Annotated in this window: 19 protein-coding genes; all 19 read left to right on the forward strand. The window is 67.8% G+C overall.

The genetic code is table 11. The annotated features are described in order from the left end of the window. The first annotated feature begins 11 nt into the window (after positions 1 to 11). Positions 12 to 941 (forward strand): homoserine kinase, encoded by a 930-nt coding sequence (thrB, locus tag ACWEMY_RS19610; RefSeq protein WP_375935045.1) that lies wholly within the window; start codon positions 12 to 14, stop codon positions 939 to 941. Between the two features lie 264 nt (positions 942 to 1,205). Continuing rightward, complete coding sequence (gene rho / locus ACWEMY_RS19615; RefSeq protein WP_452391174.1) at positions 1,206 to 3,299, forward strand: transcription termination factor Rho; 2,094 nt, start codon at positions 1,206 to 1,208, stop codon at positions 3,297 to 3,299. Between the two features lie 204 nt (positions 3,300 to 3,503). Then, complete coding sequence (gene rpmE, locus ACWEMY_RS19620) at positions 3,504 to 3,734, forward strand: 50S ribosomal protein L31 (protein ID WP_022567395.1); 231 nt, start codon at positions 3,504 to 3,506, stop codon at positions 3,732 to 3,734. A gap of 92 nt (positions 3,735 to 3,826) precedes the next feature. After that, positions 3,827 to 4,897 (forward strand): peptide chain release factor 1, encoded by a 1,071-nt coding sequence (gene prfA, locus ACWEMY_RS19625; protein ID WP_375935052.1) that lies wholly within the window; start codon positions 3,827 to 3,829, stop codon positions 4,895 to 4,897. 29 nt (positions 4,898 to 4,926) lie between these two features. Continuing rightward, complete coding sequence (gene prmC / locus ACWEMY_RS19630) at positions 4,927 to 5,808, forward strand: peptide chain release factor N(5)-glutamine methyltransferase (RefSeq protein WP_452391175.1); 882 nt, start codon at positions 4,927 to 4,929, stop codon at positions 5,806 to 5,808. Positions 5,809 to 6,047: 239 nt separating this feature from the next. Continuing rightward, positions 6,048 to 6,710 carry an L-threonylcarbamoyladenylate synthase gene (locus ACWEMY_RS19635; protein ID WP_452391176.1) on the forward strand — a complete coding sequence of 221 codons (663 nt, stop codon included), beginning with the start codon at positions 6,048 to 6,050 and terminating at the stop codon, positions 6,708 to 6,710. Positions 6,711 to 6,723: 13 nt separating this feature from the next. Further along, positions 6,724 to 7,854 (forward strand): MraY family glycosyltransferase, encoded by a 1,131-nt coding sequence (locus tag ACWEMY_RS19640; protein ID WP_375935061.1) that lies wholly within the window; start codon positions 6,724 to 6,726, stop codon positions 7,852 to 7,854. Between the two features lie 19 nt (positions 7,855 to 7,873). Continuing rightward, positions 7,874 to 8,341 carry a hypothetical protein gene (locus ACWEMY_RS19645; protein ID WP_375935064.1) on the forward strand — a complete coding sequence of 156 codons (468 nt, stop codon included), beginning with the start codon at positions 7,874 to 7,876 and terminating at the stop codon, positions 8,339 to 8,341. Positions 8,342 to 8,627: 286 nt separating this feature from the next. Further along, positions 8,628 to 9,482 carry a F0F1 ATP synthase subunit A gene (gene atpB / locus ACWEMY_RS19650; protein ID WP_375935067.1) on the forward strand — a complete coding sequence of 285 codons (855 nt, stop codon included), beginning with the start codon at positions 8,628 to 8,630 and terminating at the stop codon, positions 9,480 to 9,482. Between the two features lie 78 nt (positions 9,483 to 9,560). After that, a complete protein-coding gene (locus ACWEMY_RS19655) occupies positions 9,561 to 9,809 on the forward strand; it encodes an ATP synthase F0 subunit C (protein ID WP_278265169.1) in 249 nt (82 codons plus the stop codon). A gap of 5 nt (positions 9,810 to 9,814) precedes the next feature. Beyond that, entirely contained in the window at positions 9,815 to 10,372 is a 558-nt protein-coding gene (locus ACWEMY_RS19660) for a F0F1 ATP synthase subunit B (RefSeq protein ID WP_336088090.1), read from the forward strand. A 19-nt stretch (positions 10,373 to 10,391) separates the two neighbouring features. Continuing rightward, positions 10,392 to 11,204, forward strand: coding sequence for a F0F1 ATP synthase subunit delta (locus ACWEMY_RS19665; RefSeq protein ID WP_375935072.1), 813 nt, complete (start codon positions 10,392 to 10,394; stop codon positions 11,202 to 11,204). A gap of 56 nt (positions 11,205 to 11,260) precedes the next feature. Continuing rightward, positions 11,261 to 12,901: a F0F1 ATP synthase subunit alpha gene (gene atpA, locus ACWEMY_RS19670; protein ID WP_278265172.1), complete on the forward strand. Its 1,641-nt coding sequence runs from the start codon at positions 11,261 to 11,263 to the stop codon at positions 12,899 to 12,901. A 62-nt stretch (positions 12,902 to 12,963) separates the two neighbouring features. Then, positions 12,964 to 13,935: a F0F1 ATP synthase subunit gamma gene (locus ACWEMY_RS19675; protein WP_375935075.1), complete on the forward strand. Its 972-nt coding sequence runs from the start codon at positions 12,964 to 12,966 to the stop codon at positions 13,933 to 13,935. A gap of 24 nt (positions 13,936 to 13,959) precedes the next feature. Continuing rightward, positions 13,960 to 15,408, forward strand: coding sequence for a F0F1 ATP synthase subunit beta (gene atpD, locus ACWEMY_RS19680; RefSeq protein ID WP_452391177.1), 1,449 nt, complete (start codon positions 13,960 to 13,962; stop codon positions 15,406 to 15,408). A gap of 6 nt (positions 15,409 to 15,414) precedes the next feature. Then, positions 15,415 to 15,792 (forward strand): F0F1 ATP synthase subunit epsilon, encoded by a 378-nt coding sequence (locus ACWEMY_RS19685; RefSeq protein WP_278265175.1) that lies wholly within the window; start codon positions 15,415 to 15,417, stop codon positions 15,790 to 15,792. 176 nt (positions 15,793 to 15,968) lie between these two features. Then, complete coding sequence (locus ACWEMY_RS19690; RefSeq protein ID WP_375935082.1) at positions 15,969 to 16,397, forward strand: DUF2550 domain-containing protein; 429 nt, start codon at positions 15,969 to 15,971, stop codon at positions 16,395 to 16,397. Beyond that, positions 16,394 to 16,972, forward strand: a complete 579-nt coding sequence (locus tag ACWEMY_RS19695; protein WP_375935085.1) for a cob(I)yrinic acid a,c-diamide adenosyltransferase — start codon at positions 16,394 to 16,396, stop codon at positions 16,970 to 16,972. The genes ACWEMY_RS19690 and ACWEMY_RS19695 overlap by 4 nt, the downstream gene beginning before the upstream one ends. A 78-nt stretch (positions 16,973 to 17,050) precedes the next feature. Beyond that, a complete protein-coding gene (gene murA / locus ACWEMY_RS19700; protein WP_452391178.1) occupies positions 17,051 to 18,331 on the forward strand; it encodes a UDP-N-acetylglucosamine 1-carboxyvinyltransferase in 1,281 nt (426 codons plus the stop codon). The last annotated feature ends 364 nt before the right edge of the window (positions 18,332 to 18,695 follow it).

Raw genomic sequence — 18,695 nt, forward strand, 5'->3', positions numbered from 1 at the left:
AGAGCAGGCTGATGACAGCGACCCTGCCCGCCGGTCTCGAAGTGACCGTGCGTGTTCCCGCGTCCACCGCCAACCTCGGCCCCGGATTCGATTGCCTGGGAATGGCATTGGGCCTCTACGACGAGATCGTGGTGCGCACGGCCGAATCGGGTCTGCAGATCCGGGTCGAGGGTGAAGGCGCCGACGACGTGCCGTGGGGCCCAACGCATCTGGTCGTGCGCGCGATCGAGCGCGGCCTGGAGTCGCTGGGCGTCTGGGCCGACGGCCTCGACGTGGTGTGCCGCAACGTGATCCCGCACTCGCGCGGGCTCGGCTCCAGCGCCTCGGCCGTGGTCGGTGGCCTGGCCGCGGGCGCGGGCCTGGCCGCGAAGTTCGATCCCGAGCTGCGCCTGGACGCCGACCGCATGGTGCAGCTGGCCTCGGAGTTCGAGGGTCATCCCGACAACGCCGCGGCCAGCGTGCTCGGCGGAATCGTGGTGTCGTGGACCGAGACCGAGGACGCCGACATCACCCGGTCCTACCGGGCCGTGCGCCTGGACCCGGCCGCCACGCTGCGGCCGGTGGTGCTGATCCCGCAGGAGCGCTCCTCCACCGCGCACACCCGCGGGCTGCTGCCCGAGCTGGTGCCGCACGGGGACGCGGCGTTCAATGTCAGCCGGGCGGCGCTGGCCGTGGTGGCGCTGACCGAGCGCCCCGACCTGCTGATGGCGGCCACCGCCGACCGGCTGCACCAGACCCAGCGTGCGCCCGCGCTACCGCTGACCACCGCCTGGATCGAGCGGCTGCGCGCCGCGGGCATCCCGGCCACGGTCTCGGGAGCGGGCCCCACCATTCTCGCGCTGACCACCGAGGATTTCCCCGATGAGCTGCGCAAAGAGGCCGAATCCGACGGGCTCCGGGTCGTCGAGCCGGGTATCGCGGACGGCGTGCTGATCGACTGACGGCGTGCCTGCCTTGCCGTTGTTCGCAATGGGCAGCTATTCTGTGCAAGTCCGTACATCGTGCGCATCAGACGCCGGTGCTTCATCAGGGCAATCGCTCCCCTTACCACTTTCCTCTGGTGGCGAAGCCTCCGGTCCGGCGGGGCGGGTAGTACGGCACAGGCGTCCTGCTGGACGCGTAATCCGAGCTCGGCAGGTATTGCCGGGTCTACGGAACGAACCCTCGACTCAGCACACGGCATTCGAGGGAAGGAAAGGACTTCCGTGACAGAAACGGACCTGCTCGCGACACCCGGGGTGGATTCAGACCCTACGAACTCGGGCGGCCGCGAAAGTGAATCCGGACAGATTTCGACAATGAGCGAACACACCGACGTCGCACGATCGGGGCTGACTGGAATGCTGTTGCCGCAGTTGCGCGCATTGGCGGGGGAGCTCGGTATCCGAGGCACCTCCGGGATGCGCAAGGGCGATCTCATCGCCGCCATCAAGGAGAACCAGGCCGGTGCGCCGGCGAAAGCTGACAAGCCCGCCAAGGCCGCCGCCGTGACGGCCGACGCGCCCGCGAAATCCGAGGCTCCGGCCAAGCGTGAGGCGCCCGCCGCGAGCGAGGCTCCGCGCAGCGAAGCGCCCGCCAAGTCCGCGCCCGCCAAGTCCGCGCCCGCCAAGTCGGAGCGCGCCGCGCGGGCCGACAAGGCCGCCGCGAAGCAGGCCGTGACCGAGCAGGCCCCGGCCGAGCAGGCTCCCGCCGAGCAGGCCAAGCCCGAGCAGGCCAAGGCCGACGCGTCCGCCGAGTCCGGTGACGACACCGCCCGCGAGGGCGGTCAGCGTGGCCGTGGACGGCAGCGTCGTGGTCGTGACCAGGCACGTTCCGGTGGCGGCGAGAACGCTCCCGCCGAGAACCGCGCCGAGGAGACCAAGCAGGCTCCGGCCGACAAGCCCGAGGCCGGTGAGCAGGGCGAACGCCGTCGCGACCGCCAGGGCGGCGAGCGCGGCGAACGCCAGGGCGGCGACCGTGCCGAGCGCAACCAGAACCAGAATCAGAACCAGAACGGCAATCGCGGCCCCCGCGACGACCGTGGCGGTGACGACGAGGAAGGCGGCCGTGGCCGCCGTGGCCGCCGGTTCCGTGAGCGTCGCCGCGGGCGTGACCGCGACGGTGGCGCGGGCGGCGGTGGCGGCGAGGCCCGCGACTTCGAGATCCGCGAGGACGACGTCCTGCAGCCGGTCGCCGGCATCCTCGACGTCCTTGACAACTACGCGTTCGTGCGGACCTCCGGCTACCTGGCCGGCCCGAACGACGTGTACGTCTCGATGAACCTGGTCCGCAAGAACGGCCTGCGCCGCGGTGACGCGATCACCGGTGCGGTGCGTGCCCCGCGCGACGGCGAGCAGAGCAACCAGCGCCAGAAGTTCGACCCGCTGGTGCGTCTGGACACGGTCAACGGCGGCGAGGTGGAGGCGGCCAAGCGCCGTCCCGATTTCACCAAGCTCACCCCGCTGTACCCGAACCAGCGGCTGCGCCTGGAGACCACGCCCAACAAGCTGAGCACCCGCGTGATCGACCTGATCATGCCGATCGGCAAGGGCCAGCGCGCGCTGATCGTCTCCCCGCCCAAGGCGGGTAAGACCACCGTCGTGCAGGACATCGCCAACGCGATCGCGACCAACAACCCCGAGTGCTACCTGATGGTGGTGCTGGTCGACGAGCGTCCCGAAGAAGTCACCGACATGCAGCGTTCGGTGCGCGGTGAGGTCATCGCCTCCACCTTCGACCGGCCGCCGGCCGACCACACCTCGGTCGCCGAGCTCGCCATCGAGCGGGCCAAGCGCCTGGTGGAGATGGGCAAAGACGTTGTGGTGCTGCTGGATTCGATCACCCGACTCGGCCGCGCGTACAACAACTCCTCGCCCGCCTCGGGCCGCATCCTCTCCGGTGGTGTCGACTCGACCGCGCTGTACCCGCCCAAGCGGTTCCTCGGCGCGGCGCGCAACATCGAGAACGGCGGCTCGCTCACCATCATCGCCACGGCGCTGGTGGAGACCGGCTCCACCGGTGACACGGTGATCTTCGAGGAGTTCAAGGGCACCGGCAACGCCGAGCTCAAGCTCGACCGCAAGATCGCCGAGCGCCGGGTGTTCCCCGCGGTCGACGTGAACCTGTCGAGTACCCGCAAGGACGAGCTGCTGATGTCCCCGGACGAGGCCGCGGTGCTGCACAAGCTGCGCCGGGTGCTCTCGGGCCTGGACTCGCATCAGGCCATCGATCTGCTGATCGACCGCCTGAAGAAGTCCAAGAACAACCTGGAATTCCTGATGCAGGTCTCCAAGACCGCACCGGGCGCTCTGGACGAGTGACGAGAAGGCCCCGCTCCGGCGGGGCCTTTTCCGTTCCCGGAACAAATCGGTGGTCGGGGGCGTTTTCGGAGGCAGTGAGCAGATCTGGCATACTGGCTCGCTGTGTGTCTGCGCGTTCGCAGACATCCCGCCTAGTCGGTTCCGGTTCACGTATCCCGCGCTCCAGCGGTGTACGACCCGGCGACCATTATCGAGAGGACGCCCATGAAGGCAGGAATCCACCCCACGTATGTCGACACCACCGTCGTGTGTGGTTGCGGCAACACCTTCCAGACTCGCTCCACCAAGGAGTCCGGCCAGATCACCGTCGAGGTCTGCTCGCAGTGCCACCCGTTCTACACCGGCAAGCAGAAGATCCTCGACACCGGCGGTCGCGTCGCCCGCTTCGAGGCGCGCTACGGCAAGCGCGCGGGCAAGAAGGCCGACGCCTCCTAGTTGCCTCCTCCGACGCCCGGTTCTGCATCGCAGACCGGGCGTCGGTGGTTTCTGTTCCAGCTCACGCCACGCACACCCGAAGGAACCCCACCGTGACCCAGCCGTCCGCCATCGACGACATTCTGGCCGAGTACCAGGGCCTGGAAACGCAGCTGGCCGATCCGTCGTTGCACAACGACGCGGGCGCCGCGCGCCGGGTGGGTAAGCGTTTCGCCGAGCTGGCCCCGGTCATGAGCACCTACCGCAAGCTCGAAACGGTGCGCGACGATCTCGAGGCCGCCCGTGAGCTGGCCGCCGACGACTCCGCCTTCGCCGCCGAGGTCCCGGGGCTCGAGGCCCAGCTGGTGGAGCTGGAGCAGACCCTGGCCGACCTGCTGGCCCCGCGCGACGCGCACGACGGCGACGACGTGGTGCTCGAGGTGAAGTCCGGCGAGGGTGGCGAGGAATCGGCGCTGTTCGCCGCCGACCTGGCGCGCATGTACATCCGCTACGCCGAGCGGCACGGCTGGAAGGTGGAGACGCTCGACGTCACCTATTCCGACCTGGGCGGCTACAAGGACGCGACGCTGTCGATCAAGAGCCGCGACGCCGCTCGCGACGGGGTGTGGTCGCGCTTCAAGTTCGAGGGTGGCGTGCACCGGGTGCAGCGTGTGCCGGTGACCGAATCGCAGGGCCGCATCCACACCTCGGCGGCGGGCGTGCTGATCTACCCCGAGCCCGACGAGGTCGAGCAGGTGCAGATCGACGAGACCGACCTGCGCATCGATGTCTACCGGTCCTCGGGCAAGGGCGGGCAGGGCGTCAACACCACCGACTCCGCCGTCCGCATCACCCACCTGCCCTCCGGCATCGTGGTGACCTGCCAGAACGAGCGCTCGCAGCTACAGAACAAGGCCCGCGCCATGCAGGTGCTGGCCGCGCGGTTGCAGGCGCTGGCCGAGGAGCAGGCCGAGCAGGAGGCCGCCGCGGGCCGCGCGAGCCAGATCCGCACCGTGGACCGTTCCGAACGCATCCGCACCTACAACTTCCCGGAGAACCGGATCGCCGATCACCGCATCGGCTTCAAGGCCCACAACCTCGACGCCGTCCTCGACGGCGACATGGACGCGCTGCTCGACGCGCTCGGCAAGGCCGACCGCGACGCGCGCATGGCCGCCGAGTAGCACGGGACCCGCGCATGCCCGATGACGCCATGACCGACCGTGTACGCCTGCGCCCCTTGATCGTCGCGGCCGCCGACCGGCTCGCCGCGGCGGGGGTGGCCTCGCCGCTGCCCGACGCCGAGACCCTCGCGGCGCACATCCTGGGCACCGAGCGCATGCGCCTGGCGCTGGTACCGATGATCGAGCGGGCCGACGCCGACCGCTTCGAGCAGCTCGTCGACCGGCGGGTCGCGCGAATCCCGTTGCAGCACTTGACCGGAACCGCGGCGATGGGGGAGATCGAGCTCGCCGTGGGCCCCGGGGTCTTCGTGCCGCGCCCGGAGACCGAGCTGCTGTTCGCCTGGGCCCTGGCCCAGCTCGAGACGCTGCCGCACGATCACGCGCCGGTCGTGGTCGACCTGTGCACCGGCACCGGCGCGCTGGCGCTGGCGCTGGCGCACGCCCGCCCCGACGCCACCGTGCACGCCGTCGAACTCGATCCCGACGCGCTGAACTGGGCCCGCCGCAATGCCGACGCCCGCATCGCCGACGGTGACACCCCCATCACCCTGCACTCCGGTGATGTCACCGACCCGGACCTGCTCACCGACCTGTCCGGTCGCGTCGACCTGCTGGTCGCCAACCCGCCCTACATCCCCGACGGCGCCGTGCTCGACCCCGAGGTCACCGACCACGACCCGCACCGCGCGCTCTTCGGCGGCCCCGACGGTCTCGACGTCATCCGCGCGATGGTCCCCACCATCGCGCGCCTGCTGCGCCCCGGCGGCGCCACCGGTATCGAACACGACGACACCAACGGCGCGGGCGTCGCCGCCCTGCTCTCGGACGCCGGGTTCGCCGAGATCGTCGAACACCCGGACCTCGCGGGCAAGCCACGCTTCGTCGTCGGCACCGTGCCGGCTACTGCCTGACCGGTTGTCGGTCGGCAGCCGGGTCACCGGCAAACCGCGCGACTGTGGCCTTGTCCAGGCTGCATGGTGAATATCCGGAATGCAGCATTCACGCAGCACTTCCGCGACAACCGATCTCGCCGGAACACGGCCAACTCCCCGGGTACGCCCAAAACTCCCCCGGGACGAAGCCGTCAGCCCGAGAGCTAGACTCACCCCGCACCTACGACCGGAAAAAATACGCGGAGAGGCGGAACAGCATGAGCGTCTTCGACTGTGCGGATGCGGGGTCTCGGACTGCGGGGATCGCGGCCGCGACCAGCTCGCTCAAGTCCGGACGGCTCGTCGTGATGCCGACCGACACCGTCTACGGCCTGGCCGCCGACGCGTTCGACTCCTCGGCCGTCGCCGATCTGCTGGCCGCCAAGCGCCGCGGCCGCGACATGCCCGTCCCGGTGCTGGTCGGGTCGTGGAACACCATCGACGGTCTGGTGTTCTCGGTCCGCCCGCAGGCGCGCGACCTCATCCGCGCCTTCTGGCCCGGCGCGCTGAGCCTGGTCGTGCAGGCCGCGCCCTCGCTGGCCTGGGACCTGGGTGACACCCGCGGCACGGTGATGCTGCGCATGCCGTTGCACCCGGTGGCGCTGGAATTGCTGCGCGAGGTCGGCCCGCTGGCGGTGTCGAGCGCGAACGTCTCGGGTCAGCCGCCCGCCACCACCGTCGAGCAGGCGCGCGAGCAGCTCGGTTCGCTGGCCAGTGTCTATCTCGACGGCGGTCCGGCCACCCACGCGGTGCCCTCCACCATCGTCGACCTCACCGCCGACCAGCCGCGCGTGCTGCGCGAGGGCGCGGTGCCGATCGCCGAGATCGCCGAGGTGCTCGGGATGCTCCCCGAGGCGCTGACCAGCTCCGCGCCTCGGTGATCGCACGCATCCGATGAGCTCTGTCGTTCCCCTGCGCGAGCTGCTGCTCGTGCTGCTCGTCTCGGCCACCGTCACCTTCCTGGCGACCGGTGGCGTCCGGATGCTCGCGATCGGCTTCGGCGCCGTCGCGGTGCCCCGGGAACGCGACGTGCACGTCAAGCCGATTCCGCGGATGGGCGGCGTCGGCATGTACGTCGGCGTCGTGGCCGCGGTGCTGTTCGCGCACCAATTGCCCGCGCTGCGCCGCGGCTTCGATTACGCGCCCGATATTCCCGCCGTGCTGGTGGCGGCGACGATCATCGTGCTGGTCGGCATCGTGGACGACCGCTGGGGCCTGGACGCGCTCACCAAATTCGTCGGCCAGGTCACCGCGGCGGGCGTGATGGCGGTGATGGGCCTGAGCTGGTACGTCATCTACGACCCGTTCAACGACACCACGGTGGTCCTCGACGCGTTGCAGGGCGGCCTGGTGACCGTCGGTATCACCGTCACCCTGGTGAACGCGATGAATTTCGTGGACGGTCTCGACGGCCTGGCCGCCGGGCTCGGTTTGATCTGCGCGGTCGCGGTTTTCGCGTTCTCCATCGGTTTGCTCTACGACCAGGGCGGCTCGGTGGACACCTATCCGCCCGCGTTGCTGGCCGCCGCGCTGGCCGGTGCCTGCCTCGGATTTCTTCCGCACAATTTCTCACCGGCCCGGATATTCATGGGCGACACCGGATCGATGATGATCGGTTTGATGCTGGCCGCCGTTTCCACCGGCGCCTCCGGCCGAATTCCGCTGCAGGGCTACGGCCCGCGCGACATTGTGGGTTTGCTCTCGCCGCTGTTGCTGGTGGGCGCGGTGATGTTCATTCCGGTGCTCGATCTTCTGCTCGCGATCGTGCGCCGGGTGCGCGCCGGCGTGAGTTTCTCCACACCGGACAAAATGCATCTTCATCACCGATTGCTACAGATCGGGCATTCTCAGCGCCGCGTGGTTCTGCTGATCTATTTGTGGGTGGGCGTGCTGGCCTTCGGCGCGGTGGGCACTTCGCTGATGGATCGGCGGCTGGTGGTGCTGCTGGTGGCGGGCGGATTGGTGTTCGCGCTGGTAGTGACCGCGATCCCGTCGATGCGCCGGGTGGAGTCGGCCAACCGGTGAGCTCGGCCCGCAAGGTAAAGTGCGGGCCGTGAGCTTTACACCGGAAACCGTGCCCGGCCCCGACGCCCCGCTGCGCGCCGCGCTGCGCTACGGCCTGATCGGCCTGGGCGTCCTCGTGGTCGCCTCGGTGGTGATCGCCACCCTCGTCGCCGGGACACCCGGCCTGTGGGGCGCCCTGCTCGGCGCGGCCATCGGCGGGGGGTTCATCCTCACCACCGTGGTCGCCGTGCTGCTCGGCGCCAAGCTGCCGCCGAGCACGGCAGGCCTGGTCATGCTGGTCAGCTGGGTGGGAAAACTGCTGGTGGCGCTGGTCGTGGTGGGTGTGCTCAACCAGTTCGACTTCTACAGCAGGCCCGCGCTGTTCTTCACCGTGGTCGGGGCCCTGCTGGTGGTGCTCGGCGCGGAGACGTATGGCGTTGTGAGCGTGAAGGTTCCGTACGTCACGACACGCGCGGGGGACGGCGAAACGGCTTCCGAGCAGGAATAATCCCACCCAGCTACACAACGTCGTAGATAGCTTGGTAAAGTGTTGGTAAGCAAGCACCCAAGCTGGAGGCGCCGCCCGGGAGGAATCGGGGTATCGCCTCGGGTTACCAGGGGGGATCGCCCAGATCCTGCCCGGTGCCGCTATGCTTACTGCCGATCCGGGTGGAATGTGCCCGGTTGAAGCATGTCGACGATGTCGCCGACGCCCGAACAGCAGCGATATGGGTTACACCGTATGAGCAGCTGTCGAATTTCGAGCCGACCAGAGTCGACCCCATTGATCGTCAATGTCCGATCGAACCGCGGGAATGACCGTCGTACCCGCGGCCCGAACACGGGAGAGAACGCTGAGCGTCATCACTTTGGCGGCGGGCGAGTTCCACGCGCCATCGCTGTCCGACTTCTTCCCTCCAGCAGTGCTGTTCGAGGGTACGCCGTTCGAACTCGATCGCCTGATGCTGATCCGGCTGCTGATGACCGCCGTTGTGGTGATCGTCTTCGCGCTGGCTTTCCGCTCGCCGAAGATCGTTCCGCGCGGCCTGCAGAACGTGATGGAAACCGCGGTGGTTTTCGTCAAGGAGCAGATCTGCGACGAGGTCCTCGGCAAGGAAACCGGTAAGAGGTTCCTCCCGCTGATCGCGACGATCTTCTTCACGGTGCTGTTCCTGAACTTCTCCAGTGTGGTGCCGTTCCTGAACATCTCCTCGAACGCGCGCGTCGGCATGCCGCTGGTGCTCGCGGCGATCGCCTACATCGCGTTCAACTACGTCGGTATCCGCAAGTACGGCTTCTTCAAGTACGTGCGCTCCTCGATCGTGGTTCCCGATGTGCCGCCGGCCCTGCACCTGCTGCTGATCCCGATCGAGTTCGTCTCGACCTTCATCCTGCGGCCCTTCACGCTCACCGTGCGACTCATGGCCAACATGCTCGCGGGCCACATCATGCTGGTGCTGTTCTTCAGCGCCACCTGGTTCTTCCTCTTCGATGCCACCGCGTGGATGAAGGTCTTCTCGCCCTTCTCGCTGCTCGCGGGCATCGGCTTCACGCTGTTCGAACTGTTGGTCATCTTCCTGCAGGCGTACGTGTTCGCCCTGCTGACCGCGGTGTACATCAGCCTCGCTCAGCACGCTGCCGACCACTGACCTGTTTCCACACCAGTACTGCCAAACCTGCTACACACGCCGACCGGCGGGTGAGCAACAGAAAGGGAAAGAAGACTCATGAGCCTCGCTTACCTGGCCCAGGAAGCCGCGAACACCGAGAGCACCTTCAAGGGCTTCGGCGCCATCGGCTACGGTCTCGCCGCGATCGGCCCCGGCATCGGCGTGGGTATCGTCGTCGGTAAGGCCATCGAGGGCTTCTCGCGTCAGCCCGAGCTGGCCGGCCAGATCCGTACCAACATGTTCCTCGGTATCGCGTTCACCGAGGCCCTGGCGCTGATCGGCCTCGTCGCCGGCTTCATCTTCTGATTCCGATGCGCGAACTCATCACGCTCGCTGCCGAAGGGGGAGAGGATGTGAATCCTCTCATCCCCGAAACGTACGACATCGTCTGGTCGATCGTCTGCGTCGCCATCATCGGTCTGCTGTTCTGGAAGTACGTGATCCCACGTGTGACCAAGACCCTCGATGAGCGTGCCGACAAGATCGAAGGCGGTATCGCCAGGGCCGAAGCCGCCCAGGAAGAAGCACAGCAGACGCTGCAGCAGTACCAGCAGCAGCTGGCCGACGCCCGGCTCGAGGCCGCGAAGATCCGCGAGGATGCTCGCACCCAGGGTCAGCAGATCCTCGCGCAGATGCGCACGGATGCCCAGGCCGAAAGCGACCGTATCGTCGCCGCCGGTCACTCCCAGCTGGAAGCCCAGCGCCAGCAGATCCTGACCGAGCTGCGTTCCGAGGTCGGCCGCACGGCCGTCGACCTGGCCGAGAAGATCATCGGCCAGTCTGTCTCGGACGAGGCCAAGCAGGCGGCGTCGATCGACAAGTTCCTCAGCGAACTCGACGACACCGATGCCATCGGGGTCGGAAGGTAACGACGCGAAAGTGAGAAGCATGTACGCAGCGAGCCGCGAGGCCAGCTCCCGGTCCCGGGAGGCGCTTCGGGCCGCTCTGACCGGAAGCGAAACTGTTGCGGCCACAACGGGGTCGGAACTGTTCGCCGTTGTCGCCGTGCTGGACGACCAGCGTTCGCTGCGTGTGGCGCTCGCGGACGTGTCGGTGCCGGGTTCGGCGCGCGCTGAACTCAGTGAGCGGATCTTCGGCGGCAAGGTCAGCGCTGCCACGCAGGCAGTGCTGACCACCGCGGTGGCGCAGAACTGGTCGCGCACCCGTGATCTGGTCGACACCCTGGTGCTGCTCGGGCAGGAAGCTCTGCTGGAGTCGGCCGCCGACGCGGGCCGGCTGGACGCGGTGGAGGACGAGCTGTTCCGGCTCGGCCGCATCATCGCCGACAACCCGCAGCTGGAGCAGGCACTGTCCGATCAGGGTAAGCCCGCCACGGCGCGGCGCGAGCTGATCGAGCGGCTGCTGACCGGCAAGGCCGAGCCGATCACCCTGGCGCTGGCCGAGCAGGCGGTGACCCGACTGCGGACCAACAACATCGGCGTCGCCTTCGGCGCCCTGTCCGATCTGGCGGCGGCCCGTCGTGACCAGATCGTCGCCCACGCGCACGCCGCGGTCGAGCTGACCGATCAGCAGAAGGCGAAGCTCTCGGCTTCCCTGCAGCGGATCTACGGCAAGGCGGTCACCGTGCACGTGCAGGTCGACCCGACGCTGCTGAGCGGCGTCGTCGTGCGCGTCGGAGACGACGTCATCGACGGCAGCGCCACCGGCCGACTGGAGAAGCTGCGCCGGGCACTGTCCTAGCCAGCAGCTCTACTCCAACCCCCGACATTCGAGACCACAGCGAGAGCAGGAACAACATGGCGGAGCTGACGATCTCCTCCGACGAGATCCGTAGCGCGATCGAGAGCTACACCCAGAGCTACACCCCGGAAACCTCCATCGAAGAAGTCGGCACCGTGACCGACACCGGTGACGGCATCGCGCACGTCAGCGGTCTGCCTTCGGCGATGGCCAACGAGCTGCTCGAGTTCCCGGGCGGCGTCCTGGGCGTCGCGCTGAACCTCGAGGACACCGAGATCGGTGCCGTCATCCTCGGCGAGTACGCCTCGCTGGAAGAGGGCCAGCAGGTCCGTCGCACCGGCGACGTGCTGTCGGTTCCCGTCGGCGACAAGTTCCTCGGTCGCGTGGTCAACCCGCTCGGCCAGCCGATCGACGGCCTCGGCGAGATCGAGGCCGACGACCGCCGCGTGCTCGAGCTGCAGGCCGCGACCGTGCTGGAGCGCCAGCCGGTCGAGGAGCCGCTGGCCACCGGTATCACCGCGATCGACGCGCTGACCGCCATCGGCCGCGGCCAGCGTCAGCTGATCATCGGCGACCGCAAGACCGGCAAGACCGCCGTCGCCGTCGACGCGATCCTGAACCAGAAGGCGAACTGGGAGTCGGGCGACCCCAGCAAGCAGGTTCGCTGCATCTACGTCGCGATCGGCCAGAAGGGCTCCACCATCGCGGGCGTCAAGACCGCGCTCGAGGAGCACGGCGCGATGGAGTACACCACCATCGTCGCCGCCCCCGCCTCGGATTCCGCCGGCTTCAAGTGGCTGGCCCCATACACCGGTTCGGCCATCGGCCAGCACTGGATGTACCAGGGCAAGCACGTCCTGATCGTGTTCGACGACCTGACCAAGCAGGCCGAGGCCTACCGCGCCATCTCGCTGCTGCTGCGCCGCCCGCCGGGCCGCGAGGCGTACCCGGGTGACGTCTTCTACCTGCACTCCCGCCTGCTGGAGCGTTGCGCGAAGCTGTCCGACGAGATGGGCGCGGGCTCGATGACCGGTCTGCCGATCATCGAGACCAAGGCCAACGACGTCTCGGCGTTCATCCCGACCAACGTCATCTCCATCACCGACGGCCAGGTCTTCCTCGAGTCCGACCTGTTCAACAAGGGTGTCCGTCCGGCGATCAACGTCGGTACCTCGGTCTCCCGTGTCGGTGGCGCCGCCCAGACCAAGGCCATGAAGAAGGTCGCCGGTTCGCTGCGTCTGGAAATGGCCCAGTACCGCGAGCTGGAGGCGTTCTCCGCCTTCGCCTCCGACCTGGACGCCGCTTCGCTGGCCCAGCTCGAGCGTGGTGCCCGCTGGGTGGAGCTGCTCAAGCAGAACCAGTACTCCCCGGTCGCGGTCGAGGATCAGGTCGTCTCGATCTACCTGGTCGACGCCGGCTACTACGACTCGGTTCCGGTCGGCGACGTGCGTCGCTTCACCGCCGAGCTGCTCGAGTACCTGCACAGCTCGACCCAGTCGTCCTTCGACGCCCTCGAGGGTGGCCGCAAGCCGCTCGACGGTGAGGCCGCCGACGCGATCAAGTCCGAGACCGACAAGTTCAAGCAGGGCTTCCTGGCTTCCGACGGCAGCCGCGTCGTGAACGAGGCCGCCGCGGGCGACCTGGAGCACGAAGAGGTCGAGTCGCTGTCGGTCACCCGCAAGCACGTCGAGAAGTAAGCCGGGTCAGAACTGATGTCGGCAATTTCCGATCTGGCGAATGAAGGGAGTGTGAACCGCTAGTGGCAAGTTTGCGCGAATTGCGCTCCCGTATTCGTGGTGTGAATTCGATCAAGAAGATCACCAAGGCTCAGGAACTGATCGCGACCTCGCGAATTTCCAAGGCCCAGGCCAGGGTCGCCGCGGCCAAGCCGTACGCCGAGGAGATCACCAAGGTCCTCGGCGAGCTGGCGAGCGCGTCGAAGAACCTGGCGCACCCGCTGCTCAACGAGCGTCCGAACCCGAAGCGGGCCGCGGTCCTGGTGATCACCAGTGACAGCGGTATGTGCGGTGGCTACAACTCCAACGTGCTCAAGCGCGCCGAGGAGCTCATGACCACCCTGCGTGGCGACGGCAAGGAGCCGGTGCTGTACGTGATGGGCAACAAGGGCCTCACGTACTACAAGTTCCGCAACCGTCCCTTCCAGGCGTCGTGGACCGGCTTCTCGCAGCAGCCGAAGTACACCGATGCGTCGGCCGCCTGCGGTCACCTGGTCGAGGCCTTCATGGCCGGCTCCGAGGGCGAGGTCGCCTCGCTCGACGGCACCGGAACCATCGCGGGCGTCGACGAGCTGCACATCGTGTACACCAAGTTCGTCTCGATGCTGACCCAGAACCCGGAGGTGCGCCGCCTGGCGCCGATCCAGGTCAGCTTCGTCGACGAGAACTTCGCACTCGGTGACGACATGCTGTCGGACTCGCCGAACGCGGTGGTGACGGCGCAGTACGAATTCGAGCCGGACGCCGATGTGCTGCTGGGCGCACTGCTGCCCAAGTACATCAACACGCGTATCTACTCATCGTTGCTCGAGGCAGCGGCATCCGAGTCCGCGGCTCGGCGCACCGCAATGAAGGCGGCCACCGACAACGCCAACGAGCTGGCCAGTGTGCTCCAGCGCGAGGCGAACTCGGTGCGTCAGGCCCAGATCACGCAGGAAATCAGCGAAATCGTCGGCGGCGTGAACGCGCTGGCGTCGAGCTCGGACCGCGACTAGAAGCGCAGGAAGAGAACCAATCTAATGACCGCAGCTGTCACTCAGGACAACGCGAGCAAGGCGGGCGCAACCGCCGGTCGCGTCGTCCGTGTCATCGGCCCCGTCGTGGACGTCGAGTTCCCGCGTGGCGCCATCCCCGAGCTGTTCAACGCTCTGCACGCCGACATCAAGCTGGCGTCGGTGGCCAAGACCCTGACCCTCGAGGTCGCCCAGCACCTCGGCGACAACATCGTGCGCACCATCTCGATGCAGCCGACCGACGGCCTGGTCCGTGGCGCGAGCGTCACCGACTCGGGCAAGCCGATCTCGGTGCCCGTCGGCGACATCGTCAAGGGCCACGTGTTCAACGCCCTGGGCGACTGCCTCGACTCGCCCGGCCTCGGCCGCGACGGCGAGCAGTGGGGCATCCACCGCAAGCCCCCGAGCTTCGACCAGCTCGAGGGTAAGACCGAGATGCTCGAGACCGGCGTCAAGGTCATCGACCTGCTGACCCCGTACGTCAAGGGCGGCAAGATCGGTCTGTTCGGTGGTGCCGGTGTCGGCAAGACCGTGCTGATCCAGGAGATGATCACCCGTATCGCTCGCGAGTTCTCCGGCACCTCGGTGTTCGCGGGCGTCGGTGAGCGTACCCGTGAGGGCACCGACCTCCACCTGGAAATGGAAGAGATGGGCGTCCTGCAGGACACCGCCCTCGTCTTCGGCCAGATGGACGAGCCGCCGGGCACGCGTATGCGCGTGGCCCTGTCCGCGCTGACCATGGCGGAGTACTTCCGCGATGTGCAGCACCAGGACGTGCTGCTGTTCATCGACAACATCTTCCGGTTCACCCAGGCCGGTTCCGAGGTCTCGACCCTGCTGGGTCGTATGCCTTCGGCCGTGGGTTACCAGCCGACGCTGGCCGACGAGATGGGTGAGCTCCAGGAGCGCATCACCTCGACCCGTGGTCGCTCGATCACCTCGCTGCAGGCGATCTACGTCCCCGCCGACGACTACACCGACCCGGCGCCTGCGACCACCTTCGCCCACCTGGACGCGACGACCGAGCTCTCCCGCCCGATCTCGCAGAAGGGCATCTACCCGGCCGTCGACCCGCTGACCTCGACCTCTCGTATTCTCGAGGCCTCGATCGTCGGCGAGCGTCACTTCCGCGTGGCCAACGAGGTGAAGCGGATCCTGCAGAAGTACAAGGAACTGCAGGACATCATCGCCATCCTCGGTATGGACGAGCTCTCCGAAGAGGACAAGGTCCTCGTCGGCCGCGCCCGTCGTCTGGAGAAGTTCCTCGGCCAGAACTTCATCGTGGCCGAGAAGTTCACCGGTCAGCCGGGCTCGGTCGTGCCGCTGGAGCAGACCATCGACGACTTCGATCGCGTCTGCAAGGGCGAGTTCGACCACTTCCCGGAGCAGGCGTTCAACTCCTGCGGTGGTCTCGACGACGTCGAGGCGGCCGCCAAGAAGATCGCCGGAAAGTAGTCATCCATGGCGGAAATGACAGTCGATCTGGTCGCGGTCGAACGTAAGCTCTGGTCCGGCCAGGCCAAGTTCGTCAGCGCGCAGACCACCGAGGGGCAGATCGGCATCATGGCCGGTCACGAGCCGCTGCTCGGTCAGCTCGTCGAGGGCGGCACGGTCAAGATCGTGTCGACCGACGGTGAGACGATCGTCGCCGCGGTGCACGGCGGCTTCTTCTCGGTGACCGCCGACACCGTGCGGGTGCTGGCCGAGTCCGCGGATCTCGCGGGCGAGGTCGACATCGAGGAGGCCCGCCGGGTCCTCTCCGACGACAGCGCCACCGAGGTGGAACTGCGCGTCGCGCAGGGCCAGGTGCGCGCGGTGGAAGCCACCGCGTCCGCCTGACCGTACGAGCACTACCCGCTGCCGGCGGCGAACTTCGGTTCGCCGCCGGCAGTGCTGTATCCGCCGGGATTCCGCGAACCCGGCGAAGGCGGTCGTTTCCGGCGTGATTGAATGTCGGTTGGGGGTGTCTTCCGGCACCGGGTAGAGCGAAAGGGCGTACGGCATTGCAAACCGGGATGGTTCTCCTGATCATTCTGGTGCTGACGCTCGTGTTCGTCGCCGGTGCTTCGACCTACCGCCTGGTCATGCTGCGCCGCGGCGGGACGGCCGCGCTGCTGCGGGGATTGCCCGCGCGCGGCGGCCAGGGCTGGCGACACGGCCTCATCCGCTACGAGGAGGACCGGTTGGTCTTCTTCAAGCTGACCAGCCTGAAGTTCGGCCCCGACAGCACCGTGCACCGGCAGGGACTCGAGATCGTCGAACGCCGCGCCCCGCAAGGCGATGAATTCGACATCATGACCGAGGACCTGGTCGTCGTAGCCGTCACCGACCCGCACAACAGTTTCGAGCTCGCGCTCGACCGCGGATCGATGGCGGCTTTTCTGTCCTGGATGGAGTCGCGGCCCTCCGACCGCGCCCGCCGTACCCGAGGAGGCCCGGCGTGAGCGTCCACCTGACCAGGATCTATACCCGCACCGGTGACGACGGGACCACCGGCCTGAGCGATTTCTCCCGGGTGCCCAAGAACGACCCGCGCCTGATCGCCTACGCCGACTGCGACGAAGCCAACGCCGCGCTCGGCGTCGCGGTGGCACTCGGCGCGCCGGAACCGGCCGTGCTCGCGGTGCTGCGCCAGATCCAGAACGACCTGTTCGACGCGGGCGCCGATCTGTCCACCCCGGTCGTCGCCGAACCGAAGTACCCGCCGCTGCGGATCACCCAGCCCTACATCGACCGCCTCGAGGCGTGGTGCGACGAATTCAACGACGGTCTGGCACCGCTGAATTCGTTCATCCTGCCCGGCGGCACCCCGCTCGCTGCGTTGTTGCACACAGCCCGCACCGTGGTGCGACGCGCCGAGCGCGCCGCCTGGGCCGCCGTCGAGGCGCACCCCGACGACACCAGCGTGCTGCCCGCCAAGTACCTCAATCGGCTCTCCGACCTGCTGTTCATCCTCAGTCGCGCGACCAATCCCGAGGGCGATGTGCTCTGGCAGCCCGGTGGCGGACGCGAGCGCTGAAAGCGATTCGCCACCGCCGGGATCGGCCGGTTTGGCGTCGGGGGCGTGTCGGCACCCAACGGTCGATAAGCTGGCGGGGTGAGCGAACGGTTTCTGGTCTCCGGCGGTAATCAGCTCGTCGGCGAGGTCGCGGTCGGCGGCGCGAAGAACAGCGTGCTGAAGCTGATGGCCGCCGCTTTGCTGGCCGAGGGTACGACCACCATCACCAACTGCCCGGACATCCTCGATGTCCCGCTGATGGCCGATGTGCTGCGTGGCCTCGGTTGCGACGTGACCATCTCCGACGACGAGAGCGGCGACCGCTCGGTCTGCACGATCGTCACCCCGCCCGAGCCCAAGTACCACGCCGACTTCCCGGCGGTCACCCAGTTCCGCGCCTCGGTGTGTGTGCTCGGTCCGCTGATGGCGCGCTGTAAGCGCGCGGTCGTGGCGCTGCCCGGCGGCGACGCGATCGGCTCGCGCCCGCTGGACATGCACCAGCAGGGCCTGCGGCTGCTCGGCGCGACCAGCGAGATCGAGCACGGCTGCGTCGTGGCCAAGGCCGACGAGCTGCAGGGCGCGCGCATCCGGCTGGACTTCCCGTCGGTCGGCGCGACCGAGAACATCCTGATGGCCGCGGTGCTGGCCGAGGGGGAGACGGTCATCGACAACGCGGCCCGCGAGCCCGACATCGTCGACCTGTGCCAGATGCTGGTGCAGATGGGCGCGCGGATCGAGGGCGCGGGCTCCTCGGTGCTCACCGTCCAGGGCGTCAAGAGCCTCTCGCCCACCACCCATCGCGTGATCGGCGACCGGATCGTCGCCGCCACCTGGGGGATCGCGGCCGCGATGACCACCGGCGACGTGCGCGTCACCGGGGTGAACCCCAAGCACCTGGCCCTCGTGCTGGACAAGCTGCGCGCCGCCGGCGCCCGGATCTCCTACGAGCCCAACGGTTTCCGCGTCGTGCAGCCCGAGCGGCCGCGCGCGGTGAACTTCGCGACCCTGCCGTTCCCCGGGTTCCCCACCGACCTGCAGCCGATGGCGATCGGCCTGGCCGCCATCGCCGACGGCACCTCGATGATCACCGAGAACGTCTTCGAGGCACGGTTCCGTTTCGTCGAGGAGATGATCCGGCTCGGCGCCGACGCCCGCACCGACGGCCACCACGCCGTGGTCCGCGGCATCCCGCGCCTGTCCAGCGCGCCGGTCTGGTCCTCCGACATCCGCGCCGGCGCGGGCCTGGTGCTGGCCGGCCTCGTCGCCGATGGCGTCACCGAGGTGCACGACGTCTTCCACATCGACCGCGGCTACCCCAACTTCGTCGAGCAGATGCAGGCGCTGGGTGGACGGGTCGAGCGCGTCGGTGCGGCGAAATAGCCTCCTGACCAGGCGATTTGACTTCGCGTTAGTCGCCACGTAACTTTATTCGAGTCAGAGCGACACGGACTCCCCCGGAGTCACGATGAGCGCCTGATTGATCGTCTGGCCAGACTCACTCCTTCCGAACTTGCTTCGGTCGGGTTGTCTGCGCTAGGTTGGAACAGTTGCCCTGCCGAAGCCCCTCTGAAAATGTTGCGGGTAGAGGCTTGTGCGTGTGTTCTTTGAGAACTCAATAGTGTGTCGATGAATGTCAGTGCCAATATTATTATTGGTTCCGCTTCTCATACCCCCCGGTTGAGGAGTGGACATTTTGAATGTCAGCAAACTTTTGCTGGTGTTCGGCATTGCTAGGTTTTCGGAC

The sequence above is a fragment of the Nocardia sp. NPDC004415 genome (assembly GCF_053602435.1).

Bases quoted from the DNA above. Each gene is read 5' to 3' on its own strand.
- atpB (WP_375935067.1), top strand. From the start codon at position 8,628: ATGTCCGATCGAACCGCGGGAATGACCGTCGTACCCGCGGCCCGAACA.
- rpmE (WP_022567395.1), top strand. From the start codon at position 3,504: ATGAAGGCAGGAATCCACCCCACGTATGTCGACACCACCGTCGTGTGT.
- ACWEMY_RS19660 (WP_336088090.1), top strand. From the start codon at position 9,815: ATGCGCGAACTCATCACGCTCGCTGCCGAAGGGGGAGAGGATGTGAAT.
- ACWEMY_RS19690 (WP_375935082.1), top strand. From the start codon at position 15,969: ATGGTTCTCCTGATCATTCTGGTGCTGACGCTCGTGTTCGTCGCCGGT.
- thrB (WP_375935045.1), top strand. From the start codon at position 12: ATGACAGCGACCCTGCCCGCCGGTCTCGAAGTGACCGTGCGTGTTCCC.
- atpA (WP_278265172.1), top strand. From the start codon at position 11,261: ATGGCGGAGCTGACGATCTCCTCCGACGAGATCCGTAGCGCGATCGAG.
- ACWEMY_RS19655 (WP_278265169.1), top strand. From the start codon at position 9,561: ATGAGCCTCGCTTACCTGGCCCAGGAAGCCGCGAACACCGAGAGCACC.
- prmC (WP_452391175.1), top strand. From the start codon at position 4,927: ATGACCGACCGTGTACGCCTGCGCCCCTTGATCGTCGCGGCCGCCGAC.
- ACWEMY_RS19640 (WP_375935061.1), top strand. From the start codon at position 6,724: ATGAGCTCTGTCGTTCCCCTGCGCGAGCTGCTGCTCGTGCTGCTCGTC.
- ACWEMY_RS19635 (WP_452391176.1), top strand. From the start codon at position 6,048: ATGAGCGTCTTCGACTGTGCGGATGCGGGGTCTCGGACTGCGGGGATC.
- ACWEMY_RS19665 (WP_375935072.1), top strand. From the start codon at position 10,392: ATGTACGCAGCGAGCCGCGAGGCCAGCTCCCGGTCCCGGGAGGCGCTT.
- ACWEMY_RS19685 (WP_278265175.1), top strand. From the start codon at position 15,415: ATGGCGGAAATGACAGTCGATCTGGTCGCGGTCGAACGTAAGCTCTGG.
- atpD (WP_452391177.1), top strand. From the start codon at position 13,960: ATGACCGCAGCTGTCACTCAGGACAACGCGAGCAAGGCGGGCGCAACC.